The organism is Empedobacter sp. UBA5528, from assembly GCF_002426075.1.
GTDB lineage: Bacteria > Bacteroidota > Bacteroidia > Flavobacteriales > Weeksellaceae > Empedobacter > Empedobacter falsenii_B.
This window is the reverse complement of sequence record NZ_DINY01000065.1, coordinates 12,520-32,670: the sequence shown is the minus strand read 5'-3', so window position 1 is coordinate 32,670 and position 20,151 is coordinate 12,520. Positions and strand designations below refer to the sequence as shown.

At 33.3% G+C, this 20,151-nt stretch carries 14 protein-coding genes and 1 tRNA gene; 9 read left to right on the top strand and 6 right to left on the bottom strand.

Annotation, left to right across the window (positions count from 1 at the left end):
• Positions 1 to 31 precede the first annotated feature (31 nt).
• Positions 32 to 1,087 (bottom strand): thiamine-phosphate kinase, encoded by a 1,056-nt coding sequence (thiL, locus tag B4L98_RS13620; RefSeq protein ID WP_125349928.1) that lies wholly within the window; start codon positions 1,085 to 1,087, stop codon positions 32 to 34.
• A gap of 4 nt (positions 1,088 to 1,091) precedes the next feature.
• Entirely contained in the window at positions 1,092 to 1,598 is a 507-nt protein-coding gene (locus B4L98_RS13615) for an acyl-CoA thioesterase (protein WP_114998316.1), read from the bottom strand.
• A gap of 165 nt (positions 1,599 to 1,763) precedes the next feature.
• Here B4L98_RS13615 and B4L98_RS13610 point away from each other — a divergent pair, with 165 nt between their 5' ends.
• The 5 genes from B4L98_RS13610 to B4L98_RS13590 all read left to right on the top strand — a co-directional run bounded on the left by B4L98_RS13610 (position 1,764) and on the right by B4L98_RS13590 (position 7,766).
• On the top strand, positions 1,764 to 2,591 hold the full coding sequence (locus B4L98_RS13610) for a universal stress protein (RefSeq protein ID WP_114998314.1): 828 nt from the start codon (positions 1,764 to 1,766) through the stop codon (positions 2,589 to 2,591).
• Between the two features lie 107 nt (positions 2,592 to 2,698).
• The gene (locus tag B4L98_RS13605) at positions 2,699 to 3,535 is read left to right on the top strand and encodes a universal stress protein (RefSeq protein WP_291046264.1); all 837 of its coding nucleotides are present in this window, start codon (positions 2,699 to 2,701) and stop codon (positions 3,533 to 3,535) included.
• A 69-nt stretch (positions 3,536 to 3,604) separates the two neighbouring features.
• Complete coding sequence (locus tag B4L98_RS13600; protein ID WP_286495449.1) at positions 3,605 to 4,816, top strand: NAD(P)/FAD-dependent oxidoreductase; 1,212 nt, start codon at positions 3,605 to 3,607, stop codon at positions 4,814 to 4,816.
• Between the two features lie 138 nt (positions 4,817 to 4,954).
• Entirely contained in the window at positions 4,955 to 6,187 is a 1,233-nt protein-coding gene (locus B4L98_RS13595; RefSeq protein WP_221854422.1) for an OmpP1/FadL family transporter, read from the top strand.
• A gap of 7 nt (positions 6,188 to 6,194) precedes the next feature.
• The gene (locus B4L98_RS13590) at positions 6,195 to 7,766 is read left to right on the top strand and encodes a G-D-S-L family lipolytic protein (protein WP_286495448.1); all 1,572 of its coding nucleotides are present in this window, start codon (positions 6,195 to 6,197) and stop codon (positions 7,764 to 7,766) included.
• Between the two features lie 70 nt (positions 7,767 to 7,836).
• Here B4L98_RS13590 and fbp read toward each other — a convergent pair whose 3' ends face one another.
• Positions 7,837 to 8,853 (bottom strand): class 1 fructose-bisphosphatase, encoded by a 1,017-nt coding sequence (gene fbp, locus B4L98_RS13585; protein ID WP_114998305.1) that lies wholly within the window; start codon positions 8,851 to 8,853, stop codon positions 7,837 to 7,839.
• Positions 8,854 to 9,046: 193 nt separating this feature from the next.
• Between fbp and B4L98_RS13580 the strand changes: the two genes are divergently transcribed.
• Positions 9,047 to 10,288, top strand: coding sequence for an aspartate kinase (locus B4L98_RS13580; RefSeq protein WP_219034269.1), 1,242 nt, complete (start codon positions 9,047 to 9,049; stop codon positions 10,286 to 10,288).
• The gene (locus B4L98_RS13575) at positions 10,289 to 12,154 is read left to right on the top strand and encodes a GNAT family N-acyltransferase (protein WP_219034268.1); all 1,866 of its coding nucleotides are present in this window, start codon (positions 10,289 to 10,291) and stop codon (positions 12,152 to 12,154) included.
• 76 nt (positions 12,155 to 12,230) lie between these two features.
• On the opposite strand, the gene B4L98_RS13570 is transcribed toward B4L98_RS13575, so the two are convergent.
• Positions 12,231 to 12,434 (bottom strand): hypothetical protein, encoded by a 204-nt coding sequence (locus B4L98_RS13570; RefSeq protein WP_291052585.1) that lies wholly within the window; start codon positions 12,432 to 12,434, stop codon positions 12,231 to 12,233.
• Between the two features lie 225 nt (positions 12,435 to 12,659).
• Entirely contained in the window at positions 12,660 to 13,961 is a 1,302-nt protein-coding gene (argH, locus tag B4L98_RS13565; RefSeq protein ID WP_219034266.1) for an argininosuccinate lyase, read from the bottom strand.
• Positions 13,962 to 14,679: 718 nt separating this feature from the next.
• Between argH and B4L98_RS13560 the strand changes: the two genes are divergently transcribed.
• Both B4L98_RS13560 and B4L98_RS13555 read left to right on the top strand, forming a co-directional pair.
• Positions 14,680 to 17,442, top strand: coding sequence for a bifunctional aconitate hydratase 2/2-methylisocitrate dehydratase (locus B4L98_RS13560; RefSeq protein ID WP_291078503.1), 2,763 nt, complete (start codon positions 14,680 to 14,682; stop codon positions 17,440 to 17,442).
• A gap of 204 nt (positions 17,443 to 17,646) precedes the next feature.
• The gene (locus B4L98_RS13555; RefSeq protein ID WP_125349916.1) at positions 17,647 to 19,911 is read left to right on the top strand and encodes an aconitate hydratase; all 2,265 of its coding nucleotides are present in this window, start codon (positions 17,647 to 17,649) and stop codon (positions 19,909 to 19,911) included.
• 140 nt (positions 19,912 to 20,051) lie between these two features.
• Here B4L98_RS13555 and B4L98_RS13550 read toward each other — a convergent pair.
• Positions 20,052 to 20,124, bottom strand: a tRNA-Phe gene (locus B4L98_RS13550).
• Positions 20,125 to 20,151 lie beyond the last annotated feature (27 nt).

Sequence of the window (20,151 nt, the reverse complement as noted above, 5' to 3'; positions counted from 1 at the left end):
CATTTTTTAATTAGCGAATTATCTCATTAACCTATTCTTCTTCCGTTTCAACTCCCCAACCTTGTGCAGTTAATGGAACCATTTGCTCACTTCCACGAGTAATCAAATAGTTTTCTTCGTTTTTACCAGTTACATGACCAATTACCGTTAAATGTGGATTTCCTTTGATTTTTTCAAAATCTTTTTGATCAATTGTAAACAATAATTCGTAATCTTCTCCACCGCTTAAAGCACATGTGATTGGATTGATTTTGAATTCTTCGGCTGTGCGAATAACAACAGAATCTAACGGGATTTTTTCTTCGTATATATTAATTCCAACACCACTTTCTTTTGAGATATGAATAATTTCAGAAGATAATCCGTCCGAAATATCAATCATAGAAGTTGGTTTAACTTTCAACTCTTTCAAAAGATTGATAATATCCAAACGCGCTTCAGGTTTTAATTGACGTTCAATTAAATATGAATAATTTTCGAAATCTGGTTGATTATTAGGATTCACTTTTGAAACTTGCGCTTCGCGTTCCAAAACTTGCAAACCAAGAAAAGAAGCACCTAAATCTCCAGAAAGAACAACCAAATCATTTTCCTTCGCACCATTTCTATAAGTCAAATCTTTTTCTGGAGCCGAGCCAATTGCAGTCATACTCAAAACAAGTCCGCTAACAGAAGAAGTTGTATCGCCTCCCACAATATCGATATTGTATTTATCGCAAGCGTATTTCATTCCGTTGTAAATTTCGTCCACAGCTTCTATCGTAAAACGATTCGAAATTGCCATCGAAATCAACAATTGTTTTGGAATAGCATTCATCGCCAAAATATCACTAATTGCCGTCACAACCGCTTTGTACCCCAAGTGACGTAAAGGCATATACGACCAGCTAAAATTTACGCCTTCTACTAACATATCAGTAGAAACCACAATTTTCTCTTTTTTATAATCAAGAACAGCCGCATCGTCACCAATTCCTTTGATAGAACTTTCTAATTTGATTGGAAAACCTTCTTTGATTTGGTTAATTAAACCAAATTCTCCAATTTCGGCTAAACTTGTTTTTGAAACGTTTTTATCTTCTAACATGATTTTATTTTTGAGTAAAGATTGAAGGATCTATATTTTCTGAACGAAAAGGTAAATTGATAATGTCCTGTTTCGACATTGTTTTGACGGTTTGTCCTTCAAATGATTTTTTAATATTTTCTAACATTTCTGTTGGTGGTGCTTGCATTTTTCTTTTCGACATCGAAAACCAAACACCTGTCAATTCAGAATGGCAAAGATGTACACCATCTTGGTTATATAAATTATGAATAAATTGATAAATCATTCCATCTTCCGACATTCCACCAATTTCTACCGAAATATAAATTTCTTCACCTTCCATAGCTTCCTTAAAAAAAGAAAATTGTTCGTGCAAAATAGCTGGTCCAATTCCATATTCCTCCAAATTTTTCATCGAAATGCCATAATCTCTCAAAAAAGCAATACGTGCAAAACTTGTAAAATTCATATACGAAGCGTTCGCTAAATGGCGATTAGCATCCAAATCTGACCATCGAATAATGGTTTTTTGAAAATATTTATTATTCATGAATTGAAAAATTATTTAAGGTACAAAGTTACGGATTACTATTTATACGAAAATGATAATATTTTTAATCATCGTAAATAATAAAAAACAATAAGATTTAACATCAAATTAAAATATAGATATTTAATAATTTGTATCTTTAAAAAGCTATTAAACAGACAGATTATGAAAAAAATATTATTTCCAACAGATTTTTCAGAAACAGCAAATAATGCGTTTTTGTATGCGTTAAATTTAGCCGAAAATCAAAATGCAGAATTATATGTTTTGCATGCTTTTCAGTATCCAATGGTAAGTGGAGGAATCGATGCTGGTATTTTGCAAGATGTTTATAATACAATTGAATTAAATAATTTCGAGAATTTAAAAGATCATATTCCGTTCTTGAGAAAAATGGCTGAGGATAATGGTTTTGCAAATGTTGATTTGAAATTTTTCGTAAAAGAAGGAATGCTTTCGTTTGTATTGCCAACATTTATCGAAGATGAAAAAGTGGATTTTGTAGTAATGGGAACGACTGGAAATACAGGATTTGATAAAGTCCTTTTTGGTTCGAATACGATGAATGCAATAAAACATCTTAAAATTCCGGTATTGAGCGTGCCAAATGGTTACGAATTCAAAGGAATAAATAATATTGGATTTACGACAATTTTCCAAGATAAAGACCGCAAAGCCTTAGATTATTTAACCGAAATTGCTTATCGCTATAAAGCAAAAGTGCATTGCTTACACGTTTCGAAAGATGGAAATTACGATATTCCGACGCTTAATCATTGGAAAGAATATTATAAAGATGAACCTGTAGATTTTTTTATTTATACTGCGGATGAATCTGTAGATGCAGTTTTGGAATTTATTAAAGAAGAAAAAATTGATTTGTTGACAGTAGTTAGCCGTAACAAAGGCTTCTTCGAGAAATTATTTTCACCAAGTTTTACAAAGAAAATTTTGACACAACACAACGTGCCTTTGTTTGTTTTCCACGAATAAGATAATTTATACTGAATATACAAAAAGCTTAATCTGTAGAAATAGATTGAGCTTTTTTCGTGTTGAAATAAAATTATTCGTAACTTTTGAGTACAAAACACGAAAAGATGAAAAAAATATTGTTCCCGACAGATTTCTCAGAAACAGCTAATAACGCCTTTTTATATGCACTAAATCTTGCAAAAAGTATCGATGCACAAGTTTATGTGTTGCATGTTTACGAATTGCCAATGATTACAGGAAGTTTGAGTGCTGGATTGATTCAGAATGTATATGAAACGGTAGAATTAGGAAGTTTTGACAACTTCAAAGATAATATTCCGCAATTAAGACAAATAGCTGTTGAAAATGATTTGAATGAAATTCCAATCAAATTTATCTTAGAAGAAGGAAATTTCTTATATATTTTACGTGAAATTATTGGAGAAGAAAGCGTTGATTTTGTAGTGATGGGAACAGACGGAAATTCAGGAATAGAAAAAATGCTTTTCGGTTCGAATACGATAAATGCGATTACGTCGATGAAAGTTCCAATTCTTAGTATTCCGCATGGAATGTCTTTCAAAGGATTTAAGAATATTGGTTTTACTACTGTTTTTGATCAAAAAGATAAAGATGCATTGAAGTATTTGATCGAAATTGCAAATCGTCATCATGCAAAAATTCATTGCATGCACGTTTCGAAAGACGGAAAATTTAATCAACAAGCGATGAAAGATTGGCAAGATCAGTTTGCTGGAGATCCAATTGTATTTGAAGTTTATCATGATGCAGATCCTGTAAATGCGGTGTTGGATTTTATCAAGGAAAAACAAATAGATTTGTTGACGGTTGTAAGCCGCAATAAAGGGTTTTTTGATAAGATTTTTTCACCAGGATTTACAAAGAAAATTGCAAATAAAAATATTACACCTTTGTTCGTTTTTCATGAACAAAAAGTTTAGAAGGAGATGTGAAAACATTTCCTTTTTTTATCAAAAATTCTGTTAAAAATAAAACTTTACCTTTGTCTCGTGAAAAGAATAGCCATAGTAGGAGGTGGTGCCGCAGGATATTTTGTTGCTGCAAACCTTGGAAAAACTGTAGGACAACAAACTATATTGTTTGAACAAGCAAATTTACCGCTTCAAAAAGTACGCATTTCGGGCGGAGGAAGATGTAATGTTACGCATGCATGTTTTGATCCGCTTGATTTGGTCGAGTTTTATCCGCGTGGAAGAAAGGAATTATTAAGTGTTTTTTACACGTTTCAACCGGGTGATACAATGGCTTGGTTTGATGAGCGCGGAGTAGAATTGAAAATAGAAGACGATAACCGTATTTTTCCAGTTAGCGATTCTTCACTTTCGATTATAGAGGCTTTGACAAAAGCGGTTGATAAAAATAAAGTTCAGCTTAATTTCTCAGACGGTGTGCAAGAAATTAATAAAGTTGATGGTGGTTATGAATTGATAACAAAATCAGGAAAACATTTTTTCGAAACGGTGATTGTGACAACAGGAAGTACGCCTAAATTTTGGAAAAGTTTGAAAAATATAGGTTTGAAAATCGTTCAACCAGTTCCTTCTTTATTCACGTTTAATTGCAAAGATCCTCGAATTGAAGGATTGATGGGAATTTCTTTCGATAATGCTGAAGTCAAAATCAATCAACAAAAATTAGAAGAAGAAGGTCCGTTACTAATTACGCATTGGGGATTTAGTGGACCAGCGATTTTGAGATTATCGGCTTGGGGTGCTTTAAAATTGAATGAAAGCAATTATAAATTCGAAACTGAAATCAATTTTGTAAATCAATCTAAAGACGAAATCATTTCATTTTTGAATGATAAAAAACAAGTTGATGCTAAGAAAAATGTGCATAAAAATAATCCATTCGATTTTCCGAAGCGTTTTTGGTTTAGTATTCTGAGCTATTGTAATATAGATGAAAACAAGGTTTATGCAGATTTATCGAAAAAACACATCGAAGCAATTGCAATAGAATTGACGCAAGGAAAATACCAAATTAATGGAAAAAGTACGTTCAAAGATGAGTTTGTAACGGCAGGCGGTGTCGATTTGAAAGAAATTGATTTTCATTCGATGCAAGCAAAAAAAATCCCACAATTGTTTATGGCTGGAGAGGTTTTAAATATTGATGCTATAACAGGTGGATTCAATTTTCAGGCATGTTGGTCTGAAGGTTATATTATATCTGAAAAAATCAAAGAAATTTATCAATAGTGTATATTTTACACGAATGTTATTCTGGCTGAAAGCCTTAATAGTAAAGATTTTTTCAAAATTTATTATGTTAACATAACGTTATTATAAAATTATGTTATTTTTGTTTAAAGGAATTATTAAAAACGAACAAAAAATATGAAGAAAATTTTCTTAACCTTAGCATTAATCGGCTTATCTTCTTCTGCATTTGCAGGTGGATACCGAGTTGCTTTACAAGGAGTTCGCCAAGCAGCATTGGGGGGAACTTCTGCAACACAAACTCACGATGCGAGTGTTGCGTTTTATAATCCTGCAGGTTTAGCTTTTGTTGATAGTAAATTGAGTATTGCTGTCGGAGGTTTTGGTGTAAAAACTGACGTAAAATGGCAAGATCCAATGACGTTACAAAAAGCAGAAACAGATAGTAAATTAGGAACACCAATGTATTTGGCAGTTAGTTACAAGCCTGTAGATGATTTAGCAATTGGATTGAGTGTTACGACGCCTTTTGGTAGTTCGGTTACGTGGCCAGAAGATTGGCAAAACAAAGCAAATATTACACATATTGACTTGAAAGCATTCAATATTCAGCCAACGGTTGCATATCGTTTTTCTGACTGGTTTAGTTTGGGTGTAGGTTTCATTTATACACACGGAACAGCTAAATTAGAGAAAGTACAAACAGTTGCTGGAAATGATATTAAACTTAAATTAGAGGATAAAGATGCCCATGGTTTAGGATTTAATGTTGGAGCAATGTTCAAGCCAACAGATAAATTTGGAGTTGGAATTGCGTACCGTTCTAATGTAGATGTTTCTGCAAACAAAGGTGATGTTACATGGTCGAATGTTCCTTCTGGAATTGCATCTAATGTACCTTTTAATACAGATAAATGGAATACAACTTTACCATTACCATCAGAGTTTACATTTGGGATGTCATACAAAGTTTTACCACAATTAGAACTTTTTGGAGATGTAGTTTGGCAAAACTGGACACGTTACAAAAGTTTAGATATCAATTTATATAATGATGCTTCTAATACTTTCTACACATCATCTTCTACGAAAAACTGGAAAGACAATACATTATTCCGTTTTGGAGCTGAGTATACTTTCAGCGAGATGATTGTTGGACGTGTTGGTTATTATCACGATAAATCACCAGTGCCATCAGCTTATTGGTCATCAGAAACACCAAGTTCTAACTTAAATTCAGTTTCAGCTGGATTAGGATTTAGATTCGAGTCAGGATTTAATGTTGATTTATTTGGATCATATGTAAAAGGAGACGAAAGACATATTGATAATATTCAACAAAACTTCTCTGGAGATGTTAAAATGCGTGCTATAAACTTTGGTTTAGGCGTATCGTACAACTTAAAATAAGACAAAAATGAAACACTTAAATAAAATAGTATTAGTTGCATTAGCTGCTACGATGTTTAACTGTAGCGAAGATTTCGAACATCCAATTGAAGATATTCAAGTTTCTGCTGGTGAAGCAAACTTTTCTACATATATCGCATTAGGAAACTCGTTAACTTCTGGTTATAGAGATAATGCATTGTACAAATCTGGACAAGAAAATTCTTACCCAAACATGTTAGCTGGATTGATGAAAGCTGCAGGAGGAGGAGAATTTAAAATTCCATATATGTCAAATGATACAGGTGGATTTACTGATTTACCAGGTTTTCCAGGTAAATTGAATTTACAAATTGTAAATGGAGCTTTAACACCAGTTCCAAGTGCTGCGGGTGGAGCTTTAGATATCTTAGCAGATAAAGGAAAGTTTCAAAATATGGGAGTTCCAGGTGCTAAGTCTTATCATTTAGTTGCGCCAGGTTATGGAAATCCAGCAGGCTTAAAAACTGATCCAGCAACAGCGAATCCTTATTTTGTACGTTTTGCAAGTGGTGCGACAACTTCTGTAGTTGCAGATGCAGTTGCTCAAAAGCCAACATTTTTCTCTTATTGGATTGGGAACAATGATGTATTAGGTTATGCAACATCTGGAGGAGTTGGAGTAGATCATAATGAAACAAATAATGTTGATCCAAGAACTTATGGAAGTAATGATATTTCTAATGTAAATGTGGTAAAATCTACAATTAATGATGGATTAAAAGCATTAACATCGGTAGGAGCAAAAGGAGTTATTGCAAATATTCCTTCTGTAACATCTATTCCATATTTTACAACGGTTCCATACGCACCTTTATCACCAGCAAATCCAAGTTTTGCACCAATGATTGATGAATTGAATGCAACTTATGCAGGATTAAATCAAGTATTTGATGCAGTTGGTGCTTCAGAAAGAAAAATTTCTTTTTCTAAGACTGCTGCAAGTGCTGTAGTAATTAAAGATAAAGATTTAGCGGATTTATCAACAACGATTACTGCTGCATTAATTAAAGCAGGATATGATACTGGTACTGCAACTTTGTTTGGAATTACTTATGGACAAGCTCGTCAAGCAACAGCAAAAGATTTATTGGTTTTGACTTCTTCATCTGTAATTGGAAAAGTTGACACAAATAGAGTTGCAGAATTAATGAAGTTAGGGTTAACTCAAGAGAAAGCTGGTAAATTATCAGTAGTAGGTGTTAGTTATCCAATGACAGATAATTATGTATTAACAGCAAAAGAAACTGCGAAAGCAGAAGCAGCTGTAGTTAAATACAATGCAGCAATTGCGGAGTTAGCAACTGCTTATAATTTAGCTTTAGTTGATGCATATTCTGAAATGAAAAAATTAAGTTCTCAATCAGGGATTAAATATTACGGACAAACATATACAACAACTTTCGTTTCTGGTGGAGCGTTCTCATTAGATGGAGTTCACTTAACTGGAACTGGATATGCAATTGTCGCAAATATGTTTGCTGATGCAATCAACCAAAAATATCATTCAACTTTAAGACACGTTTACCCAGGAAATTATCCAGGTATTGCAATTCCTTAATTGAATGTTTAGATAACAAAAAAATCCGCTCATCGAGCGGATTTTTTATTATTTATGTTTTTTGAAATGATTATTTCAATTCTTCATTTCGCATAAATTCTTCTGCTTTTTCGACCATATTTTTCGATCCGCAAAAGAAAGGAATACGTTGGTGTAATTCTGTAGGTTCAATATCCATAATGCGTTGGAAACCGTCAGAAGCTTTTCCTCCTGCTTGTTCCGCGATAAAAGCCATCGGGTTGCATTCGTACAATAAACGTAATTTTCCGTTCGGATTATTTGTTCCAGAAGGATAAATATAAATTCCTCCTTTCAGCATGTTTCGGTGAAAATCTGAGCATAAAGAACCAATGTAACGAGAAGTGTACGGACGATCTTCCTCATCTGCCTGACAGTATTTGATGTAATTTTTAACCCCTTGAGGGAATTTTACATAATTACCTTCGTTAACTGAATAAATGTGTCCATCTTCTGGAATACACATATTTGGATGAGATAAATAGAACGTTCCGATTCCTGGGTTCAATGTAAATCCATTTACACCATTTCCTGTTGTATAAACTAACATTGTCGATGTTCCATAAATTACATATCCCGCAGCAACTTGCTTATTTCCTGGTTGTAAGAAATCTGCTTTTGTAACAGGTGTTCCAGGTTCAGAAACACGGTGGTAGATTGAGAAAATTGTTCCAACAGAAACATTTACGTCGATGTTTGATGAGCCATCAAGTGGATCAATCAACACAACATATTTACTGTTTTTTGAATTTTTTGAAGGTTGAATCGCGATAAAATCTTCGTTTTCTTCCGAAGCAATACCACAAACAACTTCGCGTTGCGACAACGTTTCGATAAACGTATCGTTTGCGAAAACATCTAATTTTTGTTGTTTTTCTCCTTGGACATTTTCATTTCCGAATTCGCCTAAGATATTTACAAGTCCTGCTTTGTTTACTTTATAATTAACAACTTTTGTAGCTAATTTAATAGAACTCAGTAATCTAGATAATTCTCCGGATGAGTAAATAAAATCTGCTTGATTTTCTATGATAAACTCTCCAAGAGTTTGATGAGAATTAGTATTCATAATTATGTTTTGCTGGTCAAATATCGGAATAATAACTCAATTTTATATCATTTCAAACGTTTGAAATTAATCTAAATACGTGAAAATCATCATTCAAATTTATTTTTTATTTTAATTAAAATCGGTCAACATATAAAGTGTAGTTTGGTTATATTTGCAAGTTAAATATTTACAAAAAAAAGTTTTTATAGAAATGAAAGTTTTCAAATTCGGTGGTGCTTCGGTGAAAGATGCAGCCGGCGTTAGAAATGTTGCGAGTTTATTGCAATCTGTTGGTTACGAAAATACATGTATCATTGTTTCTGCTATGGGCAAGACAACAAATGCATTGGAAGAGGTAGTCAAACGCTATTTTGAAAAACAAGATTTCGAAAAAACAATTAACGAAGTAAAAGAACAGCACATTGCTTTAGCGACAGAATTATTTGATAATCCAGCTGAGGTTTCTAACGAAATTTCGCAATTTTTTGATGATATTGTTTCGTTTTTAAGACGTAACAAATCACCAAATTATAGCTATGTGTATGATCAAGTGGTTTGTTGTGGAGAATTAATTTCGACAAAAATCATCAGTATGTATCTTAATTCGATACAAATTAATAACGAATGGTTAGATGTTCGCGATTATATCAAAACAGATAATACATATCGTGAAGGAAAAGTAAATTGGGCATTAACAGAAGAAAGTATTAAACGTTTACCAAACACAGGTTTGTTTATTACCCAAGGTTTCTTAGGTTCTGATCCTAACTTTTTCACAACAACTTTAGGGCGTGAAGGTTCAGATTATTCTGCGGCGATTTTTGCTTATTGTTTAAATGCGGATAACATGACGATTTGGAAAGATGTTCCTGGAGTTTTGAATGCTGATCCACGTTATTTTGATAATGCTGAGCTGTTAAATCATATTTCATATGAAGAAGCAATAGAGTTGGCGTATTATGGTGCATCTGTTATTCACCCGAAAACGTTACAGCCGCTTCAACAAAAAGAAATTCCTTTCTTCGTAAAATCATTTATTAATCCTACAGAAGCAGGAACAGAGGTAGCGAAAGGTCAACCATTAGATCCAAAAGTACCTTGTTTTATCCTAAAAAGAGAGCAACATTTGATTCGTTTATCAAGTAAAGATTTCTCTTTTATTACAGAAGATAAATTGAGCGGAATTTTCAATAAACTATATGATTATCAAATCAAAGTAAATTTGATGCAAAATTCAGCAATTTCATTATCTTTATGTTTGGAGGATAAATATGACAACTTAGAAAAGTTTGTTGCAGATATGAACGAAGAGTATAAAGTGCAGGAAGAAAACAATGTTTTATTGTACACAATTCGCCATTTCGATGCAGATTCTGACAAAGTTGTTTCAAAAGAAAAAGAATTATTGCGACAAACAGTGCGCGAAACATTACAAATAGTTGTTAAAGCTTAAATGAGTTTAATCACGACACAAGATATCTATTCAGCTTCGGGTCTTTCTAAAATTGGTGTTTTAGGAAAACCTGTGGCTTGGGCATTGAAAAAAATTTTCAGTATAGATCAGTTAAACGATTTGTACAATCGTGGAAAGCATTTGCAATGCGAACCTTTTTTGGATTATTTGATTGATGATTTGGGAATGGATTACGAAATCCATGAAGAAGATTTAAAACGTATTCCAAAAGAAGGACCTTTTATTATTATTTCTAATCATCCGCTTGGAGCGTTGGATGGAATTATTTTGATGCATTTTATGTCAAAAATTCGTCCTGATTTCAAGGTAATGGGTAATTTTTTATTGCAAAAAATTAAACCATTAGAACCTATGATTATTCCAGTTAATCCTTTCGAAACACGTAAAGATGCATACAGTAGCCTTTCAGGAATGCGCGATGCATTAAAATTGTTAAGAGCTGGAGGTTGTTTAGGGATTTTTCCTGCGGGAGAAGTTTCTTATCGAGATGACGAAAGTAGAATTATTGACAGAGAATGGCAAGAATCAGCGATGAAGTTGATCAAAAAAGCGAAAGTTCCTGTTGTTCCAATGTTTTTTAGAGCGCGAAATAGTAATATTTTTTACCGTGTAGCGAAGATTCATCCAGATTTTCAAACGGCAATGTTGCCAGCTGAAATGATGAAGAAAAGAACACGACCAATTCAGATTCGTATTGGAAAACCAATTTTACAAAAACAACAAGACGAGCATGTGTCTATAGAAGATTATTCTGAGTTTTTGAGAAAGAAAACATACATGCTTTCGTCTTATTACAAACAAAAAAGAAGTTTAACTCAAGTATTGAAAAACCCTTCGAATATTGAGTTGAAAATGCCGAATTTACCAAGCTTATCTTCTTCTAGTAAAAAGGTTAAGCCGATTATTTCGGAAACAGCTTTAGACTTATTAATTCAAGATATTGAAACTTTACGAAAAGATGAACAAGCATTATTGTTTACAAATAATAATTACGAATGTTTCTTTTCTACAGCTCAACAAATTCCAAATATATTAAGGGAAATTGGTCGTTTACGCGAGATAACATTCCGTGCGATAGGTGAAGGTACAAATGATGAAATTGACCTTGATCGATTTGATAATCATTATCACCATTTATTTTTGTGGGATAAGGATACGAATAAAATTGTTGGAGCATATCGTATGGCGATTGGTTCGGAAGTGTATGAAAAATATGGAATTAATGGATTTTATGTTCATGAATTATTCAATTTTGATCCAGAAATTCATCCATTTTTCAAGAAATGTATCGAAATGGGACGTGCTTTCGTTTCAGCTGAATATCAACAAAAGCCGATGCCATTGTTCTTATTATGGAGAGGAATTGTGCATGTAACGTTGAGAAATCCAAATCAGAAATTTATTATTGGAGGAGTGAGTATTAGTAATCAGTTTTCTGATTTCTCAAAATCTTTGATGATCGAATTTATGAAATCTCATTATTACGATTCTACTGTAGCGCAGTATGTGAGAGCAAAAAATGAGTTTAAGGTTAAGCTGAAAGAGGAAGATAAAGAATTTATTTTCGATGAATCTGAAGCTGATTTGAATAAATTTGATAAGTTAATTGATGAGCTTGAGCCAAATATGTTGAGATTACCTGTTTTGATTAAGAAATACATCAAACAAAACGCAAAAGTGATTGCTTTCAATGTTGATCCAAAATTTAATGATGCAATTGATGGCTTAATGTATATTAGAGTTTCTGATATTCCAGAATCTACTGTTCGCCCTGTTTTAGAGGATATTCAAGCAGAACTTGATAAAAAAATACAATCAGGAAAATTTGACGGAAATCTACTTTAAGATTCATGATGAATTTATAACATAAAAAATGCGCTCAACCTAGTTGAGCGCATTTATATTTTAGCTTCGCTATAAATTATTTAGCAACTGCTGTAGAATCAGCTACTGGAGCAACTGCTGTAGAATCAGTTGGAGCAACTGCTGTAGAATCGTTAGCTGCTGTAGCTAAAGAATCAACTGCTGGTGCTTCTTCTACTGGTGCTTCTTCAGTTTTCTCTCCACAAGATACTGCTCCTAATGATAAAGCTGCTACTGCAACTACTGCGAAAAATTTTTTCATCTTTTTAAATTTTAATCGATTAATTTGATATGTCAAAGTTAGAATGATTTTGACCTGATATAATAAAAAATGATTGTAATTATTTTGTAAAACATTTTTTATTTTACAAAATATAGAATTACAATTATTTAAACGTTTATATTTTCCGAAATTATAAAATTTATAAGACAAAAAAATCCTCAAATTCTATAATTTTGAGGATGATTTTTGACTTATTACAAGTGTTTATTTTAAAACTTGTGCTTCTAATTTGAATTTTTCGATTTTATTTGAAATTAAATCCAATCTCAAATTATGAATACTTCCGATATGCGAAGTCTGAAATTCTTTGTGTGGTATATATGTTCCATTTTCTACAGATAAACCAACTTCTTTGTAAGCATCACGGAAAGGTGTTCCATTCTTAATCGCTTCATTAATATTTTCAACGGTATAAATCGGATCATATTTATCCTGATTCATATAGTTATCTTTAATCTGAAGTTGAGGAATCGCAAATGTTAAGATGTCAATAATATTATCAAATTGCATCATTGGTTCGAATAATATTTCTTTCAATATTTGATAATCACGGTGATATCCACTTGGAAGATTATTGATCGTCATCATAATATCATTCGGCAACGCCTGAATTCTATTGCAATGCGCACGAGTTAACTCAAACACATCTGGGTTTTTCTTGTGCGGCATAATCGATGAACCTGTTGTCATTTCGTTTGGCAACTTCACAAAAGCTAAATCTTGTGAATTGTATAAAACCAAATCGTACGACATTTTAGACAACGTTCCACAAATCATTGCCAAAGCTGTTGCGACAGATTTTTCTGTTTTTCCACGAAGCATTTGTGCACCAACAGAAGAAACTAAGATTTCTGAAAAACCTAATTCTTGTGTTGTTTGCAAACGATCAATTGGGAAACTTGTTCCGAAACCTGCACCAGAACCCAAAGGATTTTGATCAGAAATTTTATATGCAGCCTCAAAAAAGTATAAATCCGTCAACAAACTTTCTGCATATGCCGAAAACCACATTCCAAAACTACTTGGCATTGCCGCCTGAAAATGTGTGTATCCTGGTAATTGATGATTCTTGAATTCGTCTGCTTTTTGTAAGAAAATCTCAATTAAATTGACAATTTTTTCAGTTGTATGTTTTAAATACTCTTTCTTAAAAAGTTGAATTGCAACCAAAACTTGATCATTTCGAGAACGTGCAACGTGAATTTTTTTTCCAGCATCGCCAGTTTTTTCAATTAAATAAGCTTCAATTTTTGAATGTATATCTTCGAAATTTTCGTCGACTTCGAAATTATTTTCCGCAATCAGAACCAAAACTTCATCCAAAGCAATTTGCAACGCATCATTTTCTTCATTGGTAATCAAACCTGTTTTTGCCAGCATATTTGCCTGCGCTTTCGACGCTAATGCATCGTATTTCGCAAGATGAGCATCTAATTCTCTGTCTTTTCCAACAGTAAATTTTTCGATTTTATCATTAATGGTAAAACCTTTATCCCAAAGTTTCATATCTATAATAATGAATTAAGGGCGCAAAGTTAGTAAAAAGTTGCATAATATCTCATTAAACTTGTATAATTATTAATAATCATAAATATTTATTCATATTGAATATTTTTGATTGTTTTTTGAGAATGTTTAGACGATTGATAGCATTTTGAAAGATTGATTATTGAATGTTTATTAATATTTCGAAATAATTCAATTTCGTAAAAAAATGACCCAAAAATTATGGAGTTGATATTTTAAGAACCTTTTAATTTTTAACTTCTATTTATTTACGTTTAAAACATTGTTAAAGTGAAATTTAGACCTTTTTTATAATAATTCTAAATTATTGAAATATAACTAAAATATATCATTCTTTGATGAAAAATCTTTACTATAAACGTAATTTTGTGTACCAATTTATAGCTAAACGCGTATTTGTTTAGATGATTGTTAATGTAAGTTTTAGAATAAAACTCTGACTCAAATGCTTATGAGTGTTGAGTTTGTGTGAGTTAAATTATTAAAAATTACCCTTCGAAAAAATTACATACTTAGTTTGTATTCTGATAACAGTGGTTACCTATGCCAAAAATGATTTTTGTTGAAAATAATTTTTGCATAAGATGTGACGATACAGCGAAGTGTTATTATATAATTCATTTTGATTGGATGAAATCAGGTGTAAGTAGCTTGGTTTTAAACAATCTTTAATATTAAAAAGAAAAGATAGATAATTATGAGTCTTTACCAAGAGTATCTTAACGAGATTGAAGAAAGAAAAGGTCAAGGTTTACATCCAAAACCAATTGATGGTGCAGAATTACTAAGTGAAATCATTAATCAAATTAAAGATGTTAACAACGAATACCGCGAGGATTCTGTTAAATTCTTTATCTATAACACGTTGCCAGGAACAACTTCTGCTGCAGGTGTAAAAGCAAAATTTTTAAAAGAGATTATTTTAGGAGAAGCAACAGTTGCTGAAATTACACCAACATTTGCATTCGAATTGTTATCTCACATGAAAGGAGGACCATCTATTGAGGTTCTTTTAGACTTAGCTTTAGGAAATGATGAAGCAATTGCAAAACAAGCTGCTGAAGTTTTAAAAACACAAGTTTTCTTATACGATGCAGATACAGCTCGTTTAGCTGATGCTTACAAAGCAGGAAATGCAATTGCAAAAGATATTTTAGAAAGTTATGCAAAAGCAGAGTTCTTTACAGAATTGCCAGCTGTTGCTGAAGAAATAAAAGTTGTGACTTACATTGCTGCTGAGGGTGATATTTCTACAGATTTATTATCTCCAGGTAACCAAGCACACTCTCGTTCTGATAGAGAATTACACGGGAAATGTATGATTACTCCTGAAGCTCAAGCTGAAATTAAAGCTTTACAAGCGAAACATCCAGACGCTTCAGTAATGTTAATCGCTGAAAAAGGTACAATGGGAGTTGGGTCTTCTCGTATGTCGGGTGTAAATAACGTGGCTTTATGGACAGGTAAACAAGCATCTCCATATATTCCATTCGTAAATATTGCTCCAATTGTAGCGGGTACAAATGATATTTCTCCTATCTTCTTAACTACTGTTGATGTAACTGGTGGTATCGGTATCGATTTAAAAAACTGGACTAAAAAAGTTGACGCTAACGGAGAAGTTGTTCGTAACGAAAACGGTGACCCAATTTTAGAAGAAGTTTATTCAGTAGCAACAGGTACTGTATTAACTATCAATACAAGAGAGAAAAAGTTATACAACGGAGATCAAGAATTAATTGATATCTCTAAAGCTTTAACTCCACAAAAAATGGAATTTATCAAGGCTGGTGGTTCTTACGCTATCGTATTTGGTAAAAAAATCCAAACTTTCGCAGCTAAAACTTTAGGAATTGAAGCTCCTGTAGTTTTCGCTCCTTCAAAAGAAGTTTCTATCGAAGGACAAGGATTAACTGCTGTTGAAAAAATCTTCAACAAAAATGCAGTTGGTGTTGCAGATGGAAAAGTATTACACGCAGGTTCAGACGTTCGTGTTGAAGTTAATATCGTTGGTTCTCAAGATACAACTGGTTTAATGACTGTGCAAGAATTAGAGTCTATGGCTGCTACAGTTATTTCTCCAATTCTTGATGGTGCTTACCAATCTGGTTGTCATACTGCTTCTGTATGGGATAAAAAAGCGCAAGCTAACATCCCTAAATTAATGAAATTCATGAACGAATTTGGGGTAATCACAGCACGTGACCCTAAAGGTGAATATCATGCAATGACTGACGTTATTCACAAAGTTTTAAATGATATCACGATTGACGAATGGGCTATCATTATTGGTGGTGACTCACACACACGTATGTCAAAAGGTGTTGCTTTCGGTGCCGATTCAGGTACGGTAGCTTTAGCTTTAGCAACTGGTGAAGCGTCTATGCCAATTCCAGAATCTGTTAAAGTAACATTCAAAGGTGAAATGAAACCATTTATGGATTTCCGTGATGTGGTTCACGCTACTCAAGCTCAAATGTTAAAACAATTTGACGGTGAAAACGTATTCCAAGGACGTGTAATCGAGGTTCATATCGGAACTTTATTAGCTGACCAAGCCTTCACATTTACTGACTGGACTGCAGAAATGAAAGCGAAAGCTTCTATCTGTATTTCTCAAGATGATACCTTAATTGAATCTTTAGAAATTGCTAAATCTCGTATCCAAATCATGATTGATAAAGGTATGGATAACAAAAATGCAGTTTTACAAGGTTTAATCAACAAAGCAAACAAACGTATCGAGGAAATTAAATCTTGTGAAAAACCAGCTTTACAACCAGATGCTAACGCTAAATATTACGCTGAAGTAGTAATTGACTTAGATATTATCGAAGAGCCAATGATTGCCGATCCAGACGTGAATAATGCTGATGTTTCTAAACGTTATACACACGATACAATCCGCGATTTAACTTACTATGGTGGTGATAAACACGTAGATTTAGGTTTCGTAGGGTCTTGTATGGTACACAAAGACGATTTAAAAATCGTTTCTCAAATGTTACGTAATGTAGAAAAAGCAAATGGTAAAGTTGAGTTTAAAGCTCCTTTAGTTGTTGCGGCACCTACTTACAACATCATCGACGAATTAAAAGCAGAAGGTGATTGGGAAATGTTACAAAAATACTCAGGATTTGAGTTTAGCGACTTATTGCCAAAATCTACTGCACGTACAGAATACGAAAACATTATGTACTTAGAGCGTCCTGGTTGTAACCTTTGTATGGGGAACCAAGAAAAAGCAGAAAAAGGAGATACAGTAATGGCTACATCTACACGTTTATTCCAAGGTCGTGTGGTTGAGGACCGTGATGGTAAAAAAGGAGAATCTTTATTAGCATCAACTCCAGTAGTTGTTTTATCAGCGATTTTAGGACGTATTCCTTCTATCGAAGAGTACAAAACTGCAGTTGAAGGTATTAACTTAACAAAGTTTAAACCAATTTCAATGAACTAATTGTTTGTAGAAAATGATATAATAAAGGCTAACATTTCGGTGTTAGCCTTTTTTTGTGATAAATATATAATATTGCAAATAAATAAGTTAGAATTGTTTTAAATAAGATTATTAGCACGGTAAAGAGTTAGTAGTTTACAAATAATTCAGTATATTGGGGTATGTTTTTTGATAAATTAAAACCAATTAAATAAATCAATTATTATGGCATTTGATATAAATATGATTAAAGGCGTTTATGCAAAAATGCAAGAACGTGTAGATGCTGCGAAAGCCATCGTAGGTCGCCCTTTGACTTATTCAGAGAAAATTTTATATGCTCACTTGTTTGACGGAAAACCTACACAAGCGTATACAAGAGGAGAATCTTATGTAGATTTTGCGCCAGATCGTGTAGCAATGCAAGATGCAACTGCTCAAATGGCTTTGTTGCAATTTATGCAAGCTGGAAAAACCAAAACGGCTGTTCCTTCTACGGTTCACTGTGATCACTTGATTCAAGCTAAAGTTGGTGCAAAAACCGATCTACAAGAGGCAATCAATAAATCTTCAGAAGTATTTAATTTCTTAGAATCAGTTTCTAATAAATATGGAATTGGATTCTGGAAACCAGGAGCAGGAATTATTCACCAAGTAGTTTTAGAAAACTATGCATTTCCAGGAGGAATGATGATTGGTACCGATTCTCACACGCCAAATGCAGGTGGATTAGGAATGGTAGCAATTGGTGTTGGTGGTGCTGATGCTGTTGATGTAATGTCTGGAATGGCTTGGGAATTAAAAATGCCAAAATTAATCGGAGTTAAATTAACGGGTAAATTATCTGGTTGGGCTGCTCCAAAAGACGTTATTTTAGAAGTTGCTGGACGTTTAACTGTAAAAGGTGGAACAGGAGCAATTGTAGAGTATTTTGGAGAAGGAGCAGAGTCTTTATCTGCAACAGGTAAAGGAACAATTTGTAATATGGGTGCAGAAATTGGAGCAACAACTTCAATCTTCGCTTATGATGATGCTTCAGAAAGATATTTAAGAGCGACTGATCGTAATGATGTTGCTGATGCTGCAAATGCTCACAAATCTTATTTACGTTCTGATGATGAAGTTTATGCAAATCCAGAAAACTTCTATGATCAATTAATTGAAATTAACTTATCTGAATTAGAGCCTCGTTTGAATGGTCCTTTTACGCCAGATTTAATGACACCAGTTTCTAAAATGAAAGAAACTGCTGCAGCTAATGGTTGGCCTTTAGATGTAGAATGGGGATTAATAGGGTCTTGTACAAACTCTTCTTACGAAGATTTAACACGTGCAGCTTCGATTGCGCAACAAGCTTTAGATAAAGGTTTAGAAGTGAAATCATCTTTTGGAATTAATCCTGGTTCTGAGGTAGTTCGTTATACTGCGGATCGTGATGGTTTATTAAAAACTTTCGAGGATTTAGATGCGGTTATCTTTACAAATGCTTGTGGACCTTGTATTGGTCAATGGGATCGTGAAGGTGCGGATAAAGAAGAAAAAAATACAATCGTTCATTCATTCAACCGTAATTTCAAAAAACGTGCGGACGGAAATCCAAATACATATGCTTTCGTAACATCGCCTGAAATGGTTGCGGCGATTGCAATTTCTGGACGTTTAGATTTTAATCCATTAACAGATAAATTAATCAATAAATTTGGTGAAGAAGTAATGTTAGATGCTCCAAAAGGAGAGGAATTACCAACAAAAGGTTATGCTTATGAAGATAATGGATATCAAGCACCTGTAGAAGATGGTTCTCGTGTAGAAGTGATCGTAAATCCAAATTCTGAGCGTTTACAATTATTAGAAGGTTTCAAACCTTGGAATGGTGAAAATATTACTGGAGCTAAATTATTAATCAAAGCATTTGGTAAATGTACAACTGACCATATTTCTATGGCTGGACCTTGGTTACGTTTCCGTGGACACTTAGATAATATTTCGAATAATACATTGATTGGTGCCGTAAATGCATTCAACCAAGAAACAAATTCAGTTAAAAATCAATTAACAGGAGAATACGGACCAGTTCCAGATACTGCACGTGCATATAAAGCGGCAGGTGTACCTTCTGTAATTGTTGGTGACGAAAACTATGGAGAAGGTTCTTCTCGTGAGCATGCGGCGATGCAACCACGTCATTTAGGAGCTGTTGCAGTTTTAGTACGTTCTTTTGCACGTATCCACGAAACAAATCTTAAAAAGCAAGGAATGTTAGCGTTGACATTTGCTGACAAAGCAGATTATGATAAAGTACAAGAAGATGATACAATCAACTTTATTGATTTAACGGAATTTGCGCCAGAAAAACCTTTAACAATCGAGTTTGTTCATGCAGATGGATCTAAAGATTTAGTTGTAGCAAATCATACATACAATACACAACAAATTGAATGGTTCAAAGCTGGTTCAGCATTAAATTTAATTAAAGCGCAACAAGCGTAATAATTATTTCAACATAAAAAGTAAAAGCCGATGTATTTCTACATCGGCTTTTTTTAATTGAAAATATTTTTTAATATATTATTAACATTTAAAAATTAAAACTAAAAAAACCTCAATCAAATGATTGAGGTTTTAAGCAGTGGTGCCTCCAGGAATCGAACCAGGGACACAAGGATTTTCAGTCCTTTGCTCTACCAACTGAGCTAAGGCACCGCCTTAATTGTGATGCAAATATAGAGC